This is a genomic window from Paenibacillus sp. Y5S-9 (assembly GCF_036894235.1).
Classification (GTDB): domain Bacteria; phylum Bacillota; class Bacilli; order Paenibacillales; family Paenibacillaceae; genus Paenibacillus.
This window is the reverse complement of the sequence record NZ_CP145887.1, coordinates 4,830,979-4,852,354: the sequence shown is the minus strand read 5'-3', so window position 1 is coordinate 4,852,354 and position 21,376 is coordinate 4,830,979. Positions and strand designations below refer to the sequence as shown.

General features: G+C 47.0%; 20 protein-coding genes and 1 other RNA gene. 19 read left to right on the top strand and 2 right to left on the bottom strand.

Translation table 11 applies throughout. The annotated features are described in order from the left end of the window. Positions 1 to 35 precede the first annotated feature (35 nt). From V6669_RS21460 to rnpB, 12 genes are all read left to right on the top strand, one after another. Positions 36 to 449, top strand: coding sequence for a cytidine deaminase (locus tag V6669_RS21460; RefSeq protein WP_076211616.1), 414 nt, complete (start codon positions 36 to 38; stop codon positions 447 to 449). A gap of 37 nt (positions 450 to 486) precedes the next feature. Beyond that, the gene (era, locus tag V6669_RS21455) at positions 487 to 1,386 is read left to right on the top strand and encodes a GTPase Era (RefSeq protein WP_062835494.1); all 900 of its coding nucleotides are present in this window, start codon (positions 487 to 489) and stop codon (positions 1,384 to 1,386) included. Positions 1,387 to 1,490: 104 nt separating this feature from the next. Beyond that, complete coding sequence (locus V6669_RS21450; protein ID WP_074095877.1) at positions 1,491 to 1,631, top strand: YqzL family protein; 141 nt, start codon at positions 1,491 to 1,493, stop codon at positions 1,629 to 1,631. Between the two features lie 33 nt (positions 1,632 to 1,664). Beyond that, positions 1,665 to 2,417, top strand: coding sequence for a DNA repair protein RecO (gene recO / locus V6669_RS21445; protein WP_091028417.1), 753 nt, complete (start codon positions 1,665 to 1,667; stop codon positions 2,415 to 2,417). Between the two features lie 409 nt (positions 2,418 to 2,826). Next, a complete protein-coding gene (glyQ, locus tag V6669_RS21440) occupies positions 2,827 to 3,714 on the top strand; it encodes a glycine--tRNA ligase subunit alpha (protein WP_017687252.1) in 888 nt (295 codons plus the stop codon). Further along, on the top strand, positions 3,707 to 5,782 hold the full coding sequence (gene glyS, locus V6669_RS21435) for a glycine--tRNA ligase subunit beta (RefSeq protein WP_338587989.1): 2,076 nt from the start codon (positions 3,707 to 3,709) through the stop codon (positions 5,780 to 5,782). The genes glyQ and glyS overlap by 8 nt, the downstream gene beginning before the upstream one ends. Before the next feature lie 208 nt (positions 5,783 to 5,990). Next, positions 5,991 to 6,479 (top strand): DUF188 domain-containing protein, encoded by a 489-nt coding sequence (locus V6669_RS21430; protein ID WP_338587988.1) that lies wholly within the window; start codon positions 5,991 to 5,993, stop codon positions 6,477 to 6,479. A 47-nt stretch (positions 6,480 to 6,526) separates the two neighbouring features. Beyond that, on the top strand, positions 6,527 to 8,347 hold the full coding sequence (gene dnaG, locus V6669_RS21425; RefSeq protein WP_338587987.1) for a DNA primase: 1,821 nt from the start codon (positions 6,527 to 6,529) through the stop codon (positions 8,345 to 8,347). A 43-nt stretch (positions 8,348 to 8,390) separates the two neighbouring features. After that, positions 8,391 to 9,530, top strand: coding sequence for an RNA polymerase sigma factor RpoD (gene rpoD / locus V6669_RS21420; protein ID WP_062835490.1), 1,140 nt, complete (start codon positions 8,391 to 8,393; stop codon positions 9,528 to 9,530). A 184-nt stretch (positions 9,531 to 9,714) separates the two neighbouring features. Continuing rightward, complete coding sequence (locus V6669_RS21415) at positions 9,715 to 10,473, top strand: class I SAM-dependent methyltransferase (protein ID WP_036615026.1); 759 nt, start codon at positions 9,715 to 9,717, stop codon at positions 10,471 to 10,473. Further along, the gene (locus V6669_RS21410) at positions 10,449 to 11,564 is read left to right on the top strand and encodes a Nif3-like dinuclear metal center hexameric protein (protein WP_338587986.1); all 1,116 of its coding nucleotides are present in this window, start codon (positions 10,449 to 10,451) and stop codon (positions 11,562 to 11,564) included. Before V6669_RS21415 ends, V6669_RS21410 begins: the two co-directional genes overlap by 25 nt. An 82-nt stretch (positions 11,565 to 11,646) precedes the next feature. Further along, an RNA gene (gene rnpB / locus V6669_RS21405) (RNase P RNA component class A) lies at positions 11,647 to 12,056 on the top strand. A 253-nt stretch (positions 12,057 to 12,309) separates the two neighbouring features. Here the strand turns inward: rnpB and V6669_RS21400 are convergent. Then, on the bottom strand, positions 12,310 to 13,539 hold the full coding sequence (locus V6669_RS21400) for a PLP-dependent aminotransferase family protein (RefSeq protein WP_338587985.1): 1,230 nt from the start codon (positions 13,537 to 13,539) through the stop codon (positions 12,310 to 12,312). Between the two features lie 107 nt (positions 13,540 to 13,646). Here V6669_RS21400 and V6669_RS21395 point away from each other — a divergent pair, with 107 nt between their 5' ends. Together V6669_RS21395 and V6669_RS21390 are read left to right on the top strand one after the other, a co-directional pair. Beyond that, a complete protein-coding gene (locus V6669_RS21395) occupies positions 13,647 to 15,167 on the top strand; it encodes a PLP-dependent aminotransferase family protein (protein ID WP_338587984.1) in 1,521 nt (506 codons plus the stop codon). 86 nt (positions 15,168 to 15,253) lie between these two features. After that, a complete protein-coding gene (locus V6669_RS21390) occupies positions 15,254 to 15,511 on the top strand; it encodes a hypothetical protein (RefSeq protein ID WP_076211601.1) in 258 nt (85 codons plus the stop codon). A gap of 100 nt (positions 15,512 to 15,611) precedes the next feature. On the opposite strand, the gene V6669_RS21385 is transcribed toward V6669_RS21390, so the two are convergent. Next, positions 15,612 to 17,486 carry a S8 family peptidase gene (locus tag V6669_RS21385; RefSeq protein ID WP_338587983.1) on the bottom strand — a complete coding sequence of 625 codons (1,875 nt, stop codon included), beginning with the start codon at positions 17,484 to 17,486 and terminating at the stop codon, positions 15,612 to 15,614. A 283-nt stretch (positions 17,487 to 17,769) separates the two neighbouring features. On the opposite strand from V6669_RS21385, the gene V6669_RS21380 reads away from it, so the two are divergent. From V6669_RS21380 to V6669_RS21360, 5 genes are all read left to right on the top strand, one after another. Continuing rightward, on the top strand, positions 17,770 to 18,276 hold the full coding sequence (locus V6669_RS21380) for a YpuI family protein (RefSeq protein ID WP_338587982.1): 507 nt from the start codon (positions 17,770 to 17,772) through the stop codon (positions 18,274 to 18,276). 165 nt (positions 18,277 to 18,441) lie between these two features. Then, positions 18,442 to 18,660, top strand: coding sequence for a DUF1540 domain-containing protein (locus tag V6669_RS21375; RefSeq protein WP_074095869.1), 219 nt, complete (start codon positions 18,442 to 18,444; stop codon positions 18,658 to 18,660). A gap of 107 nt (positions 18,661 to 18,767) precedes the next feature. Then, positions 18,768 to 19,109, top strand: a complete 342-nt coding sequence (locus V6669_RS21370) for a hypothetical protein (RefSeq protein WP_240768140.1) — start codon at positions 18,768 to 18,770, stop codon at positions 19,107 to 19,109. Between the two features lie 190 nt (positions 19,110 to 19,299). Beyond that, positions 19,300 to 20,052: a lytic transglycosylase domain-containing protein gene (locus tag V6669_RS21365; RefSeq protein ID WP_338587980.1), complete on the top strand. Its 753-nt coding sequence runs from the start codon at positions 19,300 to 19,302 to the stop codon at positions 20,050 to 20,052. A 173-nt stretch (positions 20,053 to 20,225) separates the two neighbouring features. Continuing rightward, on the top strand, positions 20,226 to 21,374 hold the full coding sequence (locus V6669_RS21360; RefSeq protein ID WP_338587979.1) for a cysteine desulfurase family protein: 1,149 nt from the start codon (positions 20,226 to 20,228) through the stop codon (positions 21,372 to 21,374). Positions 21,375 to 21,376 lie beyond the last annotated feature (2 nt).

Below are 21,376 nucleotides of genomic sequence, written 5' to 3'. Positions count from 1 at the left end.
TAACTTTATATTGCACCCTAAGGGAGAGAATATGAATGGATAACGGTTTGTTAATGCAAGAAGCAATTAAGGCACGTACGAAGGCGTATACGCCTTACTCCCATTTTGGTGTAGGCGCGGCTTTGCTTGACAGTGAAGGTCATGTGCATCATGGTTGTAATATTGAGAATGCTGCTTATACCCCAGGTAACTGTGCTGAGCGTACAGCGATGTTCAGTGCCATTGCAGGTGGGCAGAAGCCTCGCAGCTTCAAAGCGATCGCCATTGTGGGAGACACGGATGGTCCGATTGCTCCATGTGGCGTATGTCGTCAGGTCATGTACGAACTGTGTGAACCGGATATGAAAGTCATCTTGGGGAACATGAAAGGTGATCTGCAAGAGACCACCGTTGCTGAACTGTTACCTTGGGCTTTTGGGCCTTCTGATCTGAATTCTGCCAAAAAATAAACCAATATTCCAGGCCTAGGCGCCTGAGGAGGAACATATGAAAAAACAAGCATTTAAATCCGGTTTTGTAGCTATTATTGGACGTCCAAACGTAGGTAAATCCACACTGATGAACCAGGTGATCGGACAGAAAATTGCGATCATGTCGGACAAGCCACAAACCACACGTAATAAAATTCATGGTGTGTACACATCCGAACATCAGCAAATCGTATTCTTGGACACACCGGGTATTCACAAACGTCAATCCAAACTTGGCGATTACATGAACCAGACTGCTCTGAACACACTTGGAGAAGTAGAAGCAGCGCTGTTCCTGATTGACGCTTCGGAAGGCATGGGTGGCGGTGACCGTTATATTGCCGAACAGTTGAAAAATATCCGTACGCCTGTCATTCTTGTCATGAATAAAATTGACAAAATTGAGCCGGAAGCGCTGCTGCCTCTTATTGAGGAGTATCGCAAACTGCATGATTTCGCTGAAATCGTGCCTGTATCCGCCATGCTCGGCAGCAATGTAAGCACCTTATTGGAACAGCTCGGCAAGTATTTGCCAGAAGGTCCACAGTACTATCCTGATGACCAGGTTACTGACCATCCGGAGCAGTTTGTATGTGCAGAGTTGATCCGGGAGAAAATTTTGCAGATGACTCGTGAAGAAGTGCCACACTCCATTGCCGTAACGATTGAGGATATGAAAGTGCAAGATAACGGTGTCGTTTATATCTCAGCTGTCATTTTTGTGGAACGGGATTCGCAAAAAGGAATCATTATTGGGAAGCAGGGAGCCCTTCTGAAAGAAGTGGGTAAACGAGCTCGACACGATATTCAGAACTTGCTCGGCTCCAAAATTTTCATGGACCTGTGGGTTAAAGTGAAAAAAGACTGGAGAAATCAGGATAGAGTTCTGCGTGACCTTGGCTTTGGCCGCGACTGATCGTCGGAATTGTATCCAGTAATTGCAACACATAGTTTACCTTGCAAGACTCCATCCTATTTGGTAGATGCAGACGTCATTTCCGAAGAGAGGATGAAATTCCGATGCGAGATTTTTCGTGGAAGGTTTTTGCGATGACGGGGGATGTAGAGTCCTATTTGTTATATACCGAGGCATGTAACTCATTAGGACAGGAGTCGGATAATGCAAGGGAAGTGATTGAAGATGAAGAAGCCGAAGGATAATTGGCTGATTCGGGAATGGTTAGGTGACGAGGCATGCTATACAGGGTGGAAGGGATTGTCATCCGCAGCATGGACTACGGCGAAGGGAACAAAATCATTACGCTTTGCACCGAAAGTGGCGGGAAAGTAGGGGTACTCGTCCGCGGTGCCAAAAAGCCCAAGAGCCGACATGCTGCACTGGTGCAGCCGTTTACGTATGGTCAATATGTATATTTTCGCAATACAGGTCTAGGCACACTGAACGCTGGAGAAATTGTTGAATCTTATCATGAGTTGCGTGAAGATCTGGTCAAGGCCTCATATGCTTCTTATGCGTGTGAACTATTGGATCGGGTGCTTCAGGATGAAGAAACGGGTACATTTTGGTTCAAACAGTTAAAGGCGTGTTTGCAGGCGTTGAAGGAAGAAAAAGATCCGGTTGTTATTACAAGTCTGTACGAAATGAAAATATTACAGGCATCCGGATATGGTCCACAGTTCGATGAGTGCATCTCCTGCAACCAGGAGCGACCAGATGAGCAGTTGTTTATGAGTCCCAGACTTGGTGGCGTCTTGTGTCGAGCATGCAAACATTTCGATCCTCCAGCGATGTCAGTAAGTCCAAAGGCTCTGAAGTTGTTGCGTTTGTTCGCGCAGTTGGATCTGCAGCGCTTGGGGAATATATCAGTGAGTGAGTCTACCCGTGATGAGATCAAAAAGTTGATGCGTGCCTTTATGGATCATCAGCTCGGTCTGAATCTCAAATCCCGTTCTTTCCTCGATCAGATGGAGAAGTACGGGATTTGAGGCGTTTTGGTGAAAGCGAAACTATATCTTGACTTCATACTAGATTTTATATATTATGAAATATAATTTCTCTTTATGAGACATGCATTGAACGAGAAAGTAAAAGACTGGATTTATTGCATTTATGGAGACAAGTTGTTATATAACTCTTGTGAATCATGAATGAGCGAGCCGGGGATGGTGGAAGCCTGGCTGAATCGGTCTTTGAAACGGCACTCGGGAGCATGAATGGACACGGAAAAGTGGGCTGGAACGAACAGAATTTTCTGTTTGATCCAAGCCAAGTAGGGTGGAACCGCGGGAATAGCTCTCGTCCCTACGTCTGTACAACAGGCGTAGGACGGGGGCTATTTATTGTTGTCTGCACCGTTCTAAGCTTGCTAACAAACCATTGAAAAGGAGCATGATTATGAATTTTCAGCAGATGATTCTAACGCTGCAACAATTCTGGGCCGAGCATAACTGTATTATTGTCCAGCCATACGATACGGAAAAAGGGGCAGGTACGATGAACCCGATGACCTTTTTGCGTTCGCTTGGACCCGAACCTTGGAAAGTAGCCTATGTTGAGCCTTCCCGTCGTCCTTCGGACGGACGTTATGGTGAGAACCCTAACCGGCTGTACCAGCATCATCAGTTCCAGGTAATCATTAAACCTTCTCCGGACAATATTCAGGAAATTTACCTGGAAAGTCTAAAGCGTCTGGGTATTGATCCGCTCAAACATGATATTCGGTTTGTTGAAGATAACTGGGAGAATCCTTCCCTTGGTTGTGCAGGGCTTGGTTGGGAAGTATGGTTGGACGGAATGGAAATTACGCAATTTACGTATTTCCAACAGGTTGGTGGAATCGAGACGAATCCGGTAGCTGTTGAAATTACGTATGGTATGGAGCGTTTGGCTTCTTACATTCAGGATAAAGAGAATGTGTTTGATCTGGAATGGGTGGAAGGTATCACTTATGGTGATGTATTCCGTCAGCCAGAATTCGAACACTCTAAATATACGTTTGAAGTATCTGATGTCAAAATGCTGTTTACACTCTTCAACATGCATGAAGAAGAAGCAAACAAGGCTATGGCGCAGCATCTGGTATTCCCGGCATATGACTATGTGTTGAAATGTTCCCACACGTTCAACCTGCTGGATGCACGTGGAGCCATCAGTGTAACGGAACGTACGGGCTACATCACACGTGTCCGTAATCTGGCTCGCCAAGTCGCTGCAACATATATGGAAGAGCGTGAGAAGCTAGGCTTCCCGCTGATCAAGAAAGGGGGAGCCGAGCATGTCTAATGATCTGTTGTTTGAAATCGGGCTGGAAGAAGTACCTGCACGCTTTATGCGCGTAGCGATCGCACAGCTGCAAGAGCGTGTCGTGAAATGGCTTGACGCATCCCGCATTGCTTATGGTGAAGTGAATGCATATGCTACACCGCGCCGTCTGGCTGTTTTGATTCAGAATGTGGCTGAAAAGCAGGAAGATATCGAGGAAGAAGTGAAAGGTCCTTCACGCAAAATTGCCCTGGACGACAGTGGCAATTGGAGCAAGGCTGCACTCGGATTCGCTCGCAGTCAAGGTGTTGAACCGGACCAGTTCACGTTCAAGGAACTGAACGGTGTCGAATATATCTATGCAACGAAGAGCAGCAAAGGTGTGGAGACGGCTTCTGTGGTTGGCGAAGGATTACTTTCTGTATTACATGCCATGACGTTCCCGAAATTCATGCGTTGGGCTTCCTATGATTTCAAATTTGTACGTCCAATCCGCTGGATTGTGGCTATGCTCGGCAGTGATGTTATCGATCTGGAAGTGACAGGTGTTAAATCGGGTAATGTAACTCGTGGACATCGTTTCCTCGGTAAGGAGGCCGTGATTTCCACTCCGTCTTCATACGTGGAAGTGTTGCGTGCAGAACATGTCATTGCTGATATACAGGAACGTGAACAGATGATTGTATCCCAGATTCAGGCACTGGCTGCTGAGAAAAAATGGGATATCGCGATTAAAGAAGACTTGCTGGAGGAAGTCCTGTTCCTGGTGGAAACACCTACCGTATTGTTCGGGACATTTGACTCTTCATTCTTGAATATTCCACAAGAAGTATTGATTACTTCCATGCGTGAGCATCAGCGTTATTTCCCTGTACTGGACAATGAGGGTCAATTATTGCCATTCTTCGTTACGGTACGTAACGGTGGAAGTGATTCACTGGACGTTATTGCCAAAGGGAATGAAAAAGTTCTGCGTGCACGTCTGTCTGATGCCAAGTTCTTCTATGAGGAAGACCAGAAACTTCAGATTAAGGATGCATTGTCGAAGCTTGAAAGTATCGTCTTCCAGGAAGAACTGGGGACAGTTGGAGATAAAGTACGTCGTATTCGCAAGATTGCCGATGGGCTTGCTGCCAAACTGCAAGTATCCGGTGATGTTGCCGAATCCGTTAGCCGCTCAGCAGATATCTGCAAATTCGACCTGGTGACACTGATGGTGGGAGAATTCCCGGAACTGCAAGGTGTGATGGGTGAGGATTACGCTCGTAAAGCTGGCGAAAAAGAAGAAGTGGCTAAAGCGGTATTTGAACACTATCAGCCACGTTTCGCTGGAGATCAATCCCCTGCTTCTCTGGTTGGTGCCATTGTGAGTGCTGCTGACAAAATAGATACAATCGTGGGTTGTTTCTCCATCAACATTATTCCAACGGGTTCTCAGGATCCGTACGCGTTGCGCCGTCAGGCTGCAGGGATTGTACAGATTTTGCTGGATCACAACCTTCCGCTGACATTGTCAGACGTGTTCGGAGTAGCACTTCAAGTGCATGCCCAGATGAACCTGTTGAAACGTGCAGACGAAGAGGTTCGTAAAGATCTGCAAGACTTCTTTGGTCTTCGTGTGAAAAAATTGTTGTCCGAAACCGTTCGCTACGACGTAGTGGATGCCGTAATTTCTTCCGGATTCGATGATATCAGCGCTGTGGTTCCAAAAGGTGAAGCGTTGATGGCGGCTGTCCTGACAGGAGACGCATTCAAAACAACGGTTGAATCGTTCAACCGTGTGGGTAATCTGGCTGCCAAAGCATCAAATGCTTCCGTACATCCAGAACTGTTCACAGAAGATGGAGAACGTCAGCTACATGACGCATGGAGCAAAACGAATGCAGAATATCGTCAGGCGTTGACTCAGCATCATGCTGCTGAAGCACTGGCTATTGCATCTGCCTGGAAGGATGGTATTACCTCATTCTTCGATTCGGTCATGGTTATGGCCGAAGATGAAGCTGTTCGGGCGAATCGACTTGCCCTGCTTGCGGCTATTGATCGTGACTTGAAAGGATTTGCTGATTTTTCCAAGTTGGTTTGGTAATTGGGCGTATTTCATGAGTCCTTTTCCACAGACTTGGCACAAAGCTAAAATTCAGTATTAAAGAAGGATATATGAGGGTATAAATATACGGAACGGGTTGTGAAATGTATTTTTGACAACCGCTCCGTATTTTAGCCTTTGATTTCCCTCGTTCCGGCAGAAGGATTTTGCCTGGCCGGGGTCGTATATAACAATATGCAGCTATTTTATGAAACCGGGTGGTCTGGGTTTGAGTGAGTTAAATATACGCCACATTGTTGTGGATGGTGATGCTTGCCCGGTCAAAACCGAGATTGCGCAAACCGCTCGCCTTTTCAACATCCCCGTATTGTTAGTCTCTTCATTTGATCATTTGCTTCAAGGAGGAGAAGGGGTACGCACCGTGCAAGTGGATCGCAGTGATCAGAGCGCAGACCTGTATATTGCTAATCATATTAAGCCATACGATGTGGTTATCACTCAGGACTATGGACTTGCGGCACTTGCGCTCGGCAAACGTTGTTATGTTTTATCCTTTCGTGGTCGTGAGTTCAACGATCGTGACATTGATTTCATGTTGGATTCTCGTCATACTGCGGCCAAAGCACGAAAAAGAGGCCATTACGGGAAAGGCCCAAAGCCTTTCACAGAGCAGGATCGAGAATTTTTTCAACATAAACTGACAAAACTTTTAAAAGATTTGCAGGAGAATGTGTAAGTTTATCGAATTATATTTACGTGTTGAAGAGATGAAGGTGGCCAGAGATGAGTACCGGACAAGGCGGTATACCCGAAAGTATTATTGAATCGGTGTTACAGCAGAATGATATTGTCGATACGGTGAGCCGATTTGTGCATCTGACCAAGCAGGGGAAGTATATGAAAGGCCTCTGTCCTTTTCATTCCGAGAAGACGCCTTCGTTCACCGTTACACCTGAGAAACAGATTTTCTACTGCTACGGTTGCGGCACGGGTGGAAATGCCATCAAATTCAGGATGGAAATCGAAGGGTTATCCTTTCCCGAGGCTGTCAAGACGATGGCGGAAGAAAGTCACATCTCTATGGGGGACTGGCAAGGGCGTGAATCTGCTCATGTGAATCCGGAGACTGAACGTCTGTTGGAGGCTTATGAGCTTACCGCGAAGCTGTATCATTTTTTGTTGAAAAATACAGAGCACGGCAAGTCAGCCATGGAGTATTTACGCTCAAGAGGTTTTGGCGACAAATTGATCGACCAGTTCCAGATTGGTTTCGCACCAAATCGTTGGGACACACTGGTACAATTTCTCGAGAAACGTAACTATCCGCTTGAAGAGATGGAAAAGGGTGGACTTCTGTCACCGCGAAATGAAGGTCAGGGATATGTGGATCGATTCCGAGACCGGATTATGTTCCCGATTAATGGCAGGAGCGGTAAGCCGATTGCATTTGCAGGACGCATATTGGGAGATGGGCAACCGAAGTATCTAAATTCACCGGAAACCCGGTTATTTAACAAAAGCCGTGTTCTCTATAATCTGCATCATGCCAAAAATGCAATTCGCAAACAAAGACAAGCCATTTTGTTCGAGGGATATGGTGATGTCATCTCCGCATGGGATCAGGACATCCAGAATGGTGTAGCGGCAATGGGTACTGCGTTAACCGAGAATCAGGCACTGATGCTCAAAGGGATGTGCGACGAAGTCATCATATGTTATGACGGCGACAAAGCAGGACAGGCTGCTGCACTCAAAAACTTCCCTATTCTTGAGGAAGCCGGATTGCAGGTCAAAGTGGCTCTCATTCCCGAGGGACTTGACCCGGATGATTTTATCCGGAAGCATGGTGGTGAACGGTTCCGAAACCAGATTGTGGACGGTGCCGTGACAACTACAAAATTTAAACTTATAAACTTAAAAAAAAGCCATATACTGCTAGAGGGTGGCGGACAAATCGCCTATTCGAAAGAAGCAGTAAAATTGATTGCCCCCTTACCTTCTCCAACAGAAAGGGAAGTGTATCTTCGTGAACTGGCTGCAGAAGTGGACGTATCCTTCGAAACATTGAAGCAGGAGTGTAATGAAGAACGGGAGGCAATGAAAAATAACCTCCAGTATGGGGATAATAACCCGAAAAGGTGGAATAATGGTAGGCAACAAAATAGGCAGGTGCCTACACCCAATCTGTTGCCGGCTTATCACGCTGCCGAACGCAAACTGATTGCCTGGATGTTGCAGGATGATGAGGCTGCCCAGTACGTGAATGAGCATCTTGGTGAAGCTTTTAACTTGGATGATCATGCAGCTATTGCTGCTTATCTATATGCCTACTATGCGCAAGGCAAACCGTCGGATACAAGCCGTTTTATGTCTTCACTGCATGACGATCGCTTGGAAAAAACGGTCAGTTCAATCTCGATGATGGATGGTCCAGGTGAATGGAGTATTCAAATGCTCGATGATTGCATCAGGGAAGTGCTGAAGTATCCACGTAAGAAAGAGTACGATTTGAAAAAAGAAGAAATGATTGCTGCAGAGCGGGCAGGTGATTCTGTACGCGCGGCACAGATTGCAATTGAAATGATTGCCCTAGAGAGACAGTGAACGTCTGATGATTAGATGTTTCTAGGGAGGAGGGAGTCGAGTTATGGCGAATGATCAGCATACTGAACTAGAAACAGAATTGACACTGGATCAGGTTAAAGATCAATTGATTGAATCAGGTAAGAAAAGAGCTTCGCTGAATTACAAGGAAATTATAGAGAAACTCTCTCCTTTTGAGCAGGATGCAGAGCAAATGGATGAGTTCTATGAGCAACTGAGCGATCTGGGTATCGATGTAGTGAATGAAAATGATGAAGAGGTTACACTTCGTCCTAGTGAAGATTCCGAGAACAACACCAGAGAGGGAGAGGACGAATTCCACTTTGATGATGACCTGAGCTTGCCGCCAGGTATCAAAATCAATGACCCTGTCCGTATGTACCTCAAGGAAATTGGTCGTGTGCCACTGTTGTCGGCAGATGATGAAGTACAACTGGCTAAACGGATTGAGAACGGGGATGAAGAAGCCAAGCGTCGTTTGGCTGAAGCGAACCTTCGACTTGTAGTCAGTATCGCCAAGCGTTACGTTGGACGTGGAATGTTGTTCCTTGATTTGATTCAGGAAGGTAATATGGGTCTGATCAAAGCGGTTGAGAAGTTCGACCACAAAAAAGGATACAAGTTCAGTACGTATGCTACATGGTGGATTCGCCAAGCGATCACTCGTGCTATTGCTGACCAGGCGCGTACCATTCGTATCCCTGTGCACATGGTGGAAACGATTAATAAGCTGATCCGGGTATCCCGTCAGCTATTGCAGGAACTTGGTCGTGAACCGACACCAGAAGAAATTGCTGCTGAGATGGATCTGAGTGTAGAGAAAGTTCGTGAAATTACGAAGATTGCACAGGAACCGGTTTCTCTGGAAACACCGATTGGTGAGGAAGATGATTCCCATCTTGGTGACTTCATTGAGGATCAGGAAGCACTTGCTCCGGCGGATGCTGCTGCGTATGAGTTGCTGAAAGAACAGCTCGAAGATGTATTGGATACACTTACTGAACGTGAAGAGAACGTACTTCGTCTACGTTTTGGTCTGGACGATGGACGGACGAGAACGCTGGAGGAAGTCGGCAAGGTATTCGGTGTTACGCGTGAGCGTATTCGTCAGATCGAAGCCAAGGCTCTTCGTAAATTGCGTCACCCGAGTCGTAGTAAACGACTCAAGGATTTCCTCGAATAATCGAACTATGGGAGACTTTCCGCAAGACGCTTTAGCGGCGGCGGGGTCTCCTTTATTTTTAATTTAAACGTCTTGATTTCTTGGTTTTGGAAATTCATCCTTGAAATGTTTTATTGGATTTTATTTTATCGCTTTTCCTTGTTCAATGCAAATCAATAAATTAAATGAATGGTGTAGGTGCTTCATGAAACTTTCGAATCGATTACAGCGAATACATGATCAAATTCCCGATGGCAGCCGCATGGCTGATATCGGTTCAGACCACGCGTTGCTGCCAGTAGCTGCAATCCGCAGTGGGAAAGCTGCAAGTGCAGTAGCTGGGGAAGTCAATCCAGGCCCTTATGATGCTGCATGCAAACAAGTCAGTGATGCTGGCCTGAAAGAAAAAATAACGGTACGCCGTGGAGACGGATTGGATGTAATCTCTGCAGGAGAAGTTGATGTCATTACCATCGCAGGCATGGGTGGTGCCCTGATTGCTTCTATTTTGGACAGAGGTTTATCCAAACTGGAAGGAGTCCAGTTACTTATTTTGCAACCAAATGTGGGAGAGGATATCCTCAGACGTTGGTTGCTGGAGCATCACTGGGTGGTTGTAGCAGAACAGTTGCTCGAAGAAGATGGCAAGATTTATGAGATTATAACAGCGATGCCACAATCCGTAAGCCCGATTGCAAATGTTGAGGTGTATCGTGCACGTCCGCTTCAAGGCGGGGCAGAATTAACGGAAGATTTGCTGCTGCGGATGGGACCTTATTTGGTGGATCGTCCAACGGATGTATTTTTTGCCAAATGGGAAAGTGAGATCGTCAAACTGCAAGGGGTTGTTAACTCCATCTCCAAATCCGATCAGGATTCTTCCCGGGACAAGGCGGCTGAGGTAGAGCGTCTTATCGCAAACTTGAAGGAGGTTTTGGCATGTTTGCCAAAGGTCAAACTGTAATTCAATTGATGGAGCAACTCGCTCCAAAACATCTGGCTGTACCGGATGACCGCATTGGTCTGCAGCTCGGCAGTTTGCAAAAAGAAATCAGTCACGTGTTAGTTGCTTTGGATGTGACGGATGAAGTGGTGGACGAAGCGATTCGTATTGGTGCTAACCTGATTATCGCTCATCACGCCATCATTTTCCGTCCGGTTAAGTCACTGAGTACAGATACACCTATGGGTAAATTGTATGAAAAGCTGATTAAGCATGATATCGCTGTTTATATCAGTCATACGAACCTGGATGTGGCCGAGGGTGGTATGAATGACTGGATGGCCGAGGCACTTGGCATCGAGAGTAAAGAATCGCTGGAAGATGTACACACAGATCATCTGTACAAGCTGGCTGTGTTTGTGCCTCGTACCCATCATGAACAGGTTCTTCAGGCCATTCTGGAAGCCGGAGCGGGGAGTATCGGTCAATATAACAAGTGCAGCTTTAATACGGAAGGTACAGGAACGTTTGTACCTGGTGAAGGGACTCAACCGTTTATCGGTACCCAAGGGCAGATGGAACGTGTGGAAGAAATGCGGATTGAGACCATCGTACCCCAAAGTCTGAGAAGTAAGGTCGTGCAGGCGATGCTTAAGGCTCATCCTTATGAGGAAGTGGCCTACGACCTCTATGCCATGGATTTAAAAGGCCGTACACTCGGTCTGGGACGCTTGGGACCCCTTAGGGAACCTAAGACATTAGGTGAGCTTGTGGAGGTCGTAAAGACCCAATTCAATGTGCCTCATGTGCGTGTAGTAGGAGATCTGAACAAACAGATCAAAAAAGCAGCGGTTCTTGGCGGCTCTGGCAGCCGTTACGCGCTCACTGCCCGTTTCAAAGGTGCGGATGTTATTGTGACCGGAGATATTGATTATCACACGGCTCATGATGCGTTAATGGCAGGTATGTGTATCATCGACCCTGGACATAATTCCGAGAAGATTATGAAACCAAAAACAGCTGATTGGCTTCGTTCCCGGTTGGAAGAGAAACGATATGATACGAAAGTTACGGCTTCAGAGGTAAATACGGAAGTATTCCAGTTTATCTAAAAAGACAGTTGCTGTGTGATTCCCAGTAATATTAAGCTTGTCTGGGAACCCAATTGCCTGTATACTATGTAATGTTGTTCGGAAAGCTTGACAGACAATCGCTGGTGGCCTTTGTTGCCACGAGAGGAAAGTCCGGGCTCCACAGGGCAGGATGCTGGATAACGTCCAGTCAGCGCGAGTTGAAGGATAGTGCCACAGAAATGGACCGCCGATGGCCGGATTTTCCGGCACAGGCAAGGATGGAACCGAGGTGTAAGAGACCCCGAGGAACGCTGGTGACTTCGTTCCTGGTAAACCCCATCTGGAGCAAGACCTAATGGGACACAGCCCCCTTTTCGGAGGAGGCAACCTTAGCCCGAGGTGTGTCTAGGTTGGTCGCTTGAGCTGTGCAGCAATGTATGGCCTAGATAGATGATTGTCGCTTCTGGTGGGAGGGTAGTTCCCGTATGAACCACGAAGAGCACAGAACCCGGCTTACGGTAAGCTTTCCTAACTGCAACAACAACACCATAGCAACACAATGTAGTCCACCTATCAGTCGAGGACAACTCGTATGAATCATCCGATGGCCTGACTGATCAGAAGGACCCATGAACGAAAAAACATAACTCCTGTTGATAACAGGTTCTATAAAAATAAGGCGGCAGTTCCGAGATTCTCGGGCCTGCCGCCTTATTTTTATTTCTCATATCAAGTTAACTAACCTTTATACGCTAAAGAATCGCGAAACGTTTATGACAGTTCATTACAGTGTAACAACACTGTCGGATGTTAAGGAAGCATGCCAGCGTTGGATGGCGCGATCCATTCTTTCCACGGCTTCCGGAAGGAGCTCAGGGTCCGTATGAGTAAAGTTGATCCGCATGCGGTTTAACTCTGGTGTACCTGCATAGAAGGAATCACCTGGCACAATGCACACTTTCTCTTGGATCCCGTAAGTGAACAGATTGCTTGCAAGCATGCCTTCAGGCAATTGCAGCCACAAGAACATGCCACCTTGTGGTGAATTCCACGAGATGCCTTCCCAAGCTTTGGCTGCCATAAGAGTCGTCAGTGTTTTCATGCGTTTTTCGTAATCCTCTGAAATACGGCGAATATGCGCATCCAGATCGAAAGATTCAAGCAGTGCATGAAGCGCTCTTTGGTCAATGCTGCTGGAGTGCAAGTCGGCACCTTGTTTGGCTCGTGCTGCCATTTTGACAATATCGGGAGCAGCCAGTATCCAGCCCGTACGAAGGCCAGGTGCTACCGTTTTGGAGAATGTACTGGTGTAGATAACATTGGAAGGGCCGTCATAGGATGCTGCATCCAGTTCTGCGAGAGCAGGCACATCCAATTGCTCCGGATTGAACCGAATTTCACCATAGGGGTCATCTTCCAGAATGAGTACACCATACTTGCGGCACAGATCCACAGCCTGCTGTCTTCTTTCTCGGGACCATACTTTTCCCGTAGGATTGGAGAACGTGGGATTAATGTAGACAAGTTTTGGACGATGCAACTGGAGCTGTTCCTCCAGAGATACAGGTAACATACCGTGATCATCACAGGCTACGCCGTGAGATTCAGCCTGATAGGAATGAATGACTTGCAGAGCAGCGAGGTAGGTTGGTGATTCAACCAATACACGGTCACCCGGGTCAAGAAGGATGCGGCAAACCAAGTCAATGGATTGCTGTGAACCCGTAGTGAGAAGCATGTGATCGGGTGAAGCGGGAATGCCCTTGGATTCAAGACGTTCGGCGATTTTGGCGCGAAGAGGACGGTAACCCTCAGTCTCCGCATATTGAAGAGCGGCTGCTCCGCTCATAAATACTTTTTCATATGCAACGCGGATGGCTTCCAGCGGGAATGAAGTCTGGGCTGGTAATCCACCGGCTAGTGAGATCATTCCAGGTGCCTGAGCGGCCTGGAGCATGTCGCGAACGACAGAGGACGGGGTGTTTTGTGCCATTTTGGACCAAGGGATACTCATGTTATTCTCATCTCCTGTTATTCACTGTTATACTGATATTATAAACTATAATAGACGGACTACACTATAACAGTAAAATGAAGATCATAACAGTTGGGGGAGCACACATGCATATTGAATTAAAGCGGGGAAGCAGTACCAAATTGTACGTGCAGATTGCGCTAACGATTGCCGATCGCATCAGATCAGGACTCATTGAACCCGGAACCCGGCTTCCTTCTGTTCGTAAAATGACCACGGATTTGGGTGTCAGCCTGGTCACTGTATCCAAAGCGTATGCTGAACTTGAAGCGATTCAATTGATCACCTGCTCCCAGGGGAAAGGTTGTTATGTGAGAGGTACATTGAACGTGGATCAGACGGAGGATATGGACCGAGCGCAGCGAAATAATGCCAACAGTGAATCCAGTACGTCATGGAATTGGCAGATGGCACTGGTGGATTATTTACCTCGAGCGCAGCTCTGGAGACATTTTGATACGTCACCTCAAGTGCGGTATGAACTTCATATGTCAGCGATTCAGCCGGAATTGTTGCCTACACGCGAGATTATCGACAGCGCCTACCGACTCTCCTCTGATCACACAGAGCGTATGGCAGCTTACGGATCTTTTCAGGGGGATCGGGAGCTTAGACAGATCTTTGCCGAACATTTTGCCGAGCGTGGACTACAGGCTGCACCTGAACGCATGTTAATTACAAGTGGTGCACAGCAGGGGATCGATCTTGTGGCACGGACTTTTGTCGGACCTGGGGATGTTGTATACATGGAGGCACCAAGCTATACCGGAGCCATTGATGTATTTACGAGTAGAGGCGCGAAGATCATTACGGTCCCGATGGATGACGAAGGCATGCGTATTGATCTGTTGACACGATTATGTGATACCTATCCACCCAAGCTGATCTATACGATCCCGACCTATCACAATCCAACAGGTATCACGATGAGTGCAAGAAGACGAGCACAGCTTCTTAATCTCGCGCAAAGCTACCACTGCCTCATTCTGGAGGATGATCCGTTTGCAGATCTTTATTTTCGGGCCCCTCCCCCGGCTTCCATTAAATCGATGGATGGGACTGGTCATGTCGTATATATCAAAAGCTTCAGCAAGGTACTGTCTCCTGGTTGCCGTATAGCCTGCGCCATCGCAGACGGAAGTGTATTGACCCGGCTTGTGGCCGCGAAATCTACGGCGGACTTGGGGAGTCCGCTGCTTACACAAAAGGCATTGCAATCTTTCATTCAGAATCAGTACGATGCCTATGTATCCCGATTGAGGGATGAATTGTATTCTCGCTTATGCGCAGCATCTGAAGTGCTGGAAGAGCATGCTACTATGGGCATGCAATGGCGCTTGCCAGAGGGAGGACTTAATCTGTGGCTCCAACTTCCGAGTAACCTGGATATGCGTGAGTTGCATCATCAGTCACTTGCTGCAGGGGTTTCTTTCCTCCCCGGTTCCGCCTGTTATGTAGGGGAGATGGATACACCAAGTCTGCGTATCTGCTTCACGGTAACAAACGTTGAGCTTTTGTGTGAAGGACTTCGTGTACTGTGCCAAGTCATTGACAGAGTAACACCTGGGCAGGGTGGGACAGTGGCGGACAGGCTACCGCTCATATAATTTTTCGGACTATGGACATACATCCAATCCACTTTCGATCTGTTGCAATAGGTTATAGTATCACCAGAAAGGGAGTTGGTTTTGAAATGAACCATTACTGTCCACCGCTTTGCCCGATTGTCTGTGACCCGATCCAGGTTGTTGAGGATTATTACATCCCACAAATCGTGCCTGTAATTCACCCGATTGAAGTGATCAAAAAACATCACTGTGTTCCGATTCATCACCACATGTATCCTGTTGTTGTCAAAGAAGAAGACCCTTGTTATGTATCCAGCCATAATCCGAAGAAAAAATCCGTGAAAAAATCAAGTAAAGCCCGCACATCTTCTCGCAAGCGCTAAGCGCAGCGGGTGCCCCGGGGAATTGAATATAAACCAAAAGAGCAGCGTACGCCCCGGGGCGCAGCTGCTTTTGTATTTTTACTGAGTAGAGTCATTACGATTACTGGGTATACTTTTTCATCGTATTATCCATTTGTTGTCTGACATGTTGCGGCCAGAATTGCAAAGGAGCGCTGTTGCCTGATGCGGCTTGCAGTGCCTTATAGACATCGATTTGGCCATAGCCAAAATACTTATCGTGACCCGGATCACCGAGGTCAATAACACTTTGGCGCATCAAATCCATCACTTCCGTGTTGGTCAAGTCCGGGTTCAATGAACGAATCAAACCTGCAAGTGCGGCTACGTGGGGGCTAGCCATGGACGTTCCAGACAAGGCCGCATACTGATTGTTTGGATAGGTACTGGCGATACTGGACCCTGGAGCCATCACATCTACATAATCCCCGTAGTTGGAATAGGAAGCTTTGCTCATATCCGGGTCCGTAGCAGATACGGCAAATACTTCCGGATAGGCAGCTGGGTATCCTGGACGCTCGGTATTATCGTTCCCCGTGGCTGCAATCAGGACGATATCCCGGTCAAAAGCGTATTTAATGGCATCATGAAGAAATTGCGCATCAGCATAATTACCCAAACTCATGTTGATAACTTTGGCTCCATGATCGGCTGCCCAGATGATGCCTTCGGCAACGGCATACGTGGTACCAGAACCTGAGTTGTCGAGTACTTTAACCGGTAGTACCTTGTTATACCAGCTCATGCCTGCCACGCCTTCGTTATTGTTGACAATAGCGCCTATAATGCCTGCGACGTGTGTCCCATGTCCCACATCATCCATCGGTTGGCTTCCCGGCTCGACCACATTATAACCCTCAAGGAGCTTGCCCTTCAGGTCAGGATGATTCATATCAACCCCCGTGTCGACCACTGCTACGATGACATCTTTGTTTCCCTTGCTAATATTCCAACCTCTGTTTGTCTCAATCGCAGGCAGGTTCCACTGATAATCGGAGAACAAAATGTCATTGGGTATCGTTACATCTGTTTGTTCAGTTACAGTATCATTGGTTAAATACATATAGTGGGGTTCCATATAGAGTGGATTCCATTTGCTTTCGAAATAACTATGCAATTGCTTGTAACTCATGTGTTCTGACCGAAAAACATACGTGTATCCCAGCTTGCGCGCAGATTGCGCTCTTAGATCGGATTTAATGATACGCATATCCCGTTCACCGGGATCCTGGCGAAAACGGATGACGATTTCATTTTCGTAAAAATGACTGGCATTTGCATTATCATGTCCGGTCTTTACTGTGATTTCGTTAAGCGTATCCGGGTGAACAGACTCAATTTTGAATTTACCCTCACGCGGATAAGGGATCATGCGCAGATTTTTCCGCTGATGTTGTTCAACAGCATTTAATACGTTCTGGCTGAACAAGGCAATCACAGCTCTTTTGCCATCTTTGGAGGGTTGCCCCATAACAAAATATTTTTCTTTTCCCAAAGGAAAAGAAGAGGATTCAAAACTTTGACGTTTGTTTACCGCTTTTTTGGCAAGGTTGAGCGAATGTTGAAGCTTCTGTTGTTCCAACTTGCTTCCTTGTGTGGAGGCGTGATCAAAGGGCTTGTTAAAAGAGCCATTGGTATTCATGAGATGAATGGATCTGATATGTTCATGTGAACTTTGGAGATCATTCACATATCGGCTAACCTGCGCAGCATTCATTGTGGCGGTTTTCTCCAGCATGATACTGAGATGTTGCTTGGCATCCATACGGGTCAGAAGATCGGTTGCTTTGACATCCTGCACTTTCAGACGCTGTTTACTCGTGTGCTCTTCATGAGCAGAGTCTGACAGGGCACCTGGCTTAGATTCGGGACGATTGGATGTTGGAAGCAGGAGCGTCAGGGCGAGTGCACCCGCACCAGCTGCAAGGGCCCAGTTAATCCATTTCGGTCTGGACATGGTGGATGGAACCTCCTTCGTTCATTTTGGACAATCATTAACAGTGCTTCGTCGTTGTCACTGGTTATATCTATCGTTAGAAAAAGCGGATATTTTTATGCAGGCGAGTTCGAGTCTAACTGCGTATAATAGGCATGTTTAACGGCAGAAGCGGAAAGCATGATTAAGGGATACCGCTCGTCATCTTTTTATGGTAGGATTATAGCTGAGAATTCAAAGGTCAGGGGAAAACCACCGTTGGCCGACCTATATGTAAGGACTTATTTAAGGGGGAGCTACCTTTATGTCAGCAGCCAATGTACAGAAAACATGTGAGTCAACTAGGGAAAAGTTAAAACCGGCTATCGATCGGATTGAAAAATTTTTGAATGATAATGCTTTGCCTGAACTGGATCAGAATCAGACGGAAGAATCAACAGCCTTCTACAAAGGATTTCTTTCAGATCTCCGTCATTTGCTCGTTTTTTCTGAAGTTTCTTACGAAAAACTTGGCGTTGTGCTGCGTCGTGCCAACTTTGATGTCGATTTTGCCGAAAAGGCTCTTTATAATACGTATCACCAATGCGTAAACAGCTTTTTCTATCCCAAAAATGAATGTTATTCCGAAGACGGAAGATACGCTTACACAGGACAAGATGCCATTCGTTTCCGTGACAAGCCAATCCGTGCAGTACGGGATGTTATTCTTGAGGTTTCCAAAACGTACGAAGAATTGCGCGATGATCTGGCATATTATGAAAGTGATTACCTGACCCAGCGCCGTATGCAAAATCAACGGAATCACGCCTAATTAACGTTTAAACCTGAATATGAAATTGGACGAAACCGCCCTTGTGGCGGTTTTTTTGTGTTTTTAGTGAGAATCAGACGAGGTGTAATCATGTCATCATCTGGCATTTTGACGGGGAATATCAGGTTTGTGGCGGGGAGACAATAGTAGTCGAGGTGATAAAAAATGAGCCAAGACAAACCAATTGTCAAATGCAGCGTCTCCAACTGCAACTTTTGGGGAGAGAACAACTTCTGCCACGCTGATGCCATCATGATTGACATCGACCAACATGCCACCCGTCGTCTGCATGAGGAATTTGCCGGTGAGACATTTGACTCCGATCACCATGATCATGCACGCACATCCTCTGCAACATGCTGTCACACGTTCAAACCCAAGTGAGCAGTCATCCCTATTCATAACGGAGGTGCTTCCCAATGAAAAATGACGATAATAAGTTTAATTTTCAAGATCGTCCTAAAATCAATGTTGACGGTGAAAAACAGCGTATGCGCGTCGATTATCCCAGAAAAGCACATCGGGAAGAATACGGGGCAGAGGTCGCTCCTCCGACTGTTGTAAGAACTGGAGGTACCGAACGGGCAGAGCCTGTACCGGAGAAACATGAGGCAGACCGGGTCATGGAATCAACAGGCAAGGTCGCGGGTTACATGGGACTTGCCTTCGGGATTGCGTCCTTGTTCATGTGGTCAATCGTACTTGGGCCGGCCGCAGCCGTACTGGGTTACTATGCTTATGTGAATGGTCGTAAGACAGCGGGAGCCTGGTCCATTGGACTGGGTATTGTAGCCACGCTGAGTTATTTTTTCATGATTCCATTCGCTCGCTAAATTGTAAAATGATTCACTCACAAGCCTTCTGTTCTCACCCAAATGTGGTGAATTACAGAAGGTTTCTTTCGTATATGCGCAGGTTAAGTGGGAAGATTCATATATTTTTTTGAAAACAATGGAACCTTGCTGTAAAAGGATGTAGAATAAGGTCATAATACGCTTAATTATACGGGAGTGGGTATAACTCATGCAGATTGATCCAAGCGGATCGCGGCAGTTATTGGAACTGCAATTGTCCAATGTGAATAACCAAACCAGTGGATCACAACCAAATGCTGGTTCAACAGTGGATTTCGCCAATGTGATGGACGGGCTGTTAGGTACGGGTGCCAATTCGACGAGCAATACAGATTCTACCGCTACGGTCTCCAAAAGATCCAGTGATGGTCTGTTGTGGCTGCAACTCGGAAGCACGTACAATCCGGATATAAATACGGCAGGATCGTCCTCTGTCTCCAATAACATCGTTGAGTCTTTATTATCTTCATCCAATGCAGGAATCGTGGATTCCGGAGCATCTGTACCTACGGATTATGAATCTTTGATTGCGGAAGCAAGTGCGAAGTATGGTGTTCCTGAATCATTGATCAAGGCGGTCATTGACACAGAGTCCAATTTTAATCCAAATGTCGTGTCCTCCGCCGGTGCCAAAGGGCTCATGCAATTAATGGATGGCACGGCTGCAGGGCTGGGTGTGAGTAATTCATTTGATCCTGCCCAGAACATTGATGCGGGTACGAAGTATCTTTCCCTTCAGCTCCAGCGTTTCGGTGGAGAAGTGAAGATGGCGCTTGCCGCGTATAATGCAGGACCAGGGCGCGTTTCACGCCTGGGCGTGTCGAGTGATAGCGAACTGATGAGTGTACTTAACCGTCTGCCTTCCGAAACTCAGAATTATATCTCCAAGGTGGAGAAGGCACAGTCAAAGTATGTGATCTAAACTCACAGATAGACATTTGTGAAAACACATGATAGGCAAGCCAAGATCAAATGTGGGAGCAGTAGCGCTTGAAACGCCTGTTCCCGGTTGGTCTTTTTGTGTTGTATGGGTATCATGTTACAATGCTCACTGTAGGTTCATGAACGAAGAGATAAAGGGAGGTCTAACCTCATTTGAAATATTTTGATTATGCTGCAACCACACCTCCTCATCCGGATGTGATTCGTACGATGGCCGAAATTATGGAGACACAATTCGGTAATCCGTCCTCCATCCATGGGTATGGAGAGCGTGCTCATCAGTTGCTGCGTCGTGCACGATCCGGATGTGCTGCGGCAATCGGCGTTAAGCCTGAAGAGATTGTGTTTACTTCTGGTGCGACCGAGAGCAATAATCTGGCCATAAAAGGTGCGGCATTACGTTATCAGTCACGAGGCAGACACATCATCACTACGGCTACCGAGCATGCCTCGGTGTATGAAAGTTTTATGCAATTGCAGCAATGGGGATGGGACGTGACGTTAATTCCTGTCAATTCCAATGGTGTGGTCAACGCTCAGCAGGTTGTAGACGCGATCAGACCGGATACGGTGCTTGTGAGTCTGATGCATGTAAACAATGAAACAGGTGCCATCCATCCAATTGCAGAGATCGGCAAACAGCTCAAAAAGAAAGCACCACGCGTGCTTTTCCATGTGGATGGTGTTCAGGGCTTTGGAAAAATGAAGGCAACACCTGCGGCTTGGGGTGCAGATCTGTACAGTCTGTCTGCTCACAAGATTCGTGGACCGAAGGGAGCAGGTCTCCTGTATGTGCGAAGTGGAGTGGAGCTTACGCCACTATTGTCAGGAGGATCACAGGAGCAGGGCCTAAGAGCAGGCACAGAAAACGTGGCCTTACTGGTAGGCATGGCTAAGGCGATGCGAATGGCAGCAGAAGATCAGGTTGATTTTGCCCGGCGTACAACGGTGCTCCGTGATCGATTGATGGAAACGATACGTGCCATTCCTGAATTTGAATTGAACAGTCGCCCAGAGGGTGCACCTCATATTGTGCACTTCTCCTATCCCGGGATGAAGGCAGAAGTGGCGCTGCACACCTTGGAGCAACTTGGTGTAACCATATCGACCCAATCTGCCTGTTCTTCGCGTTCGGCTGAACCGAGTAGGGCTCTACTTGCGATGGGCAGAGATGCAGCTTGTGCTGGTGGCGGATTGCGTATTAGTCTTGGAAATGAACATACAGAAGAAGATGTAGCCTTGCTTGAACAGGCTTTACATCAGATGGTGGCGCAGTTGCGGCCCCTCGAAAGGCGGATGTAATG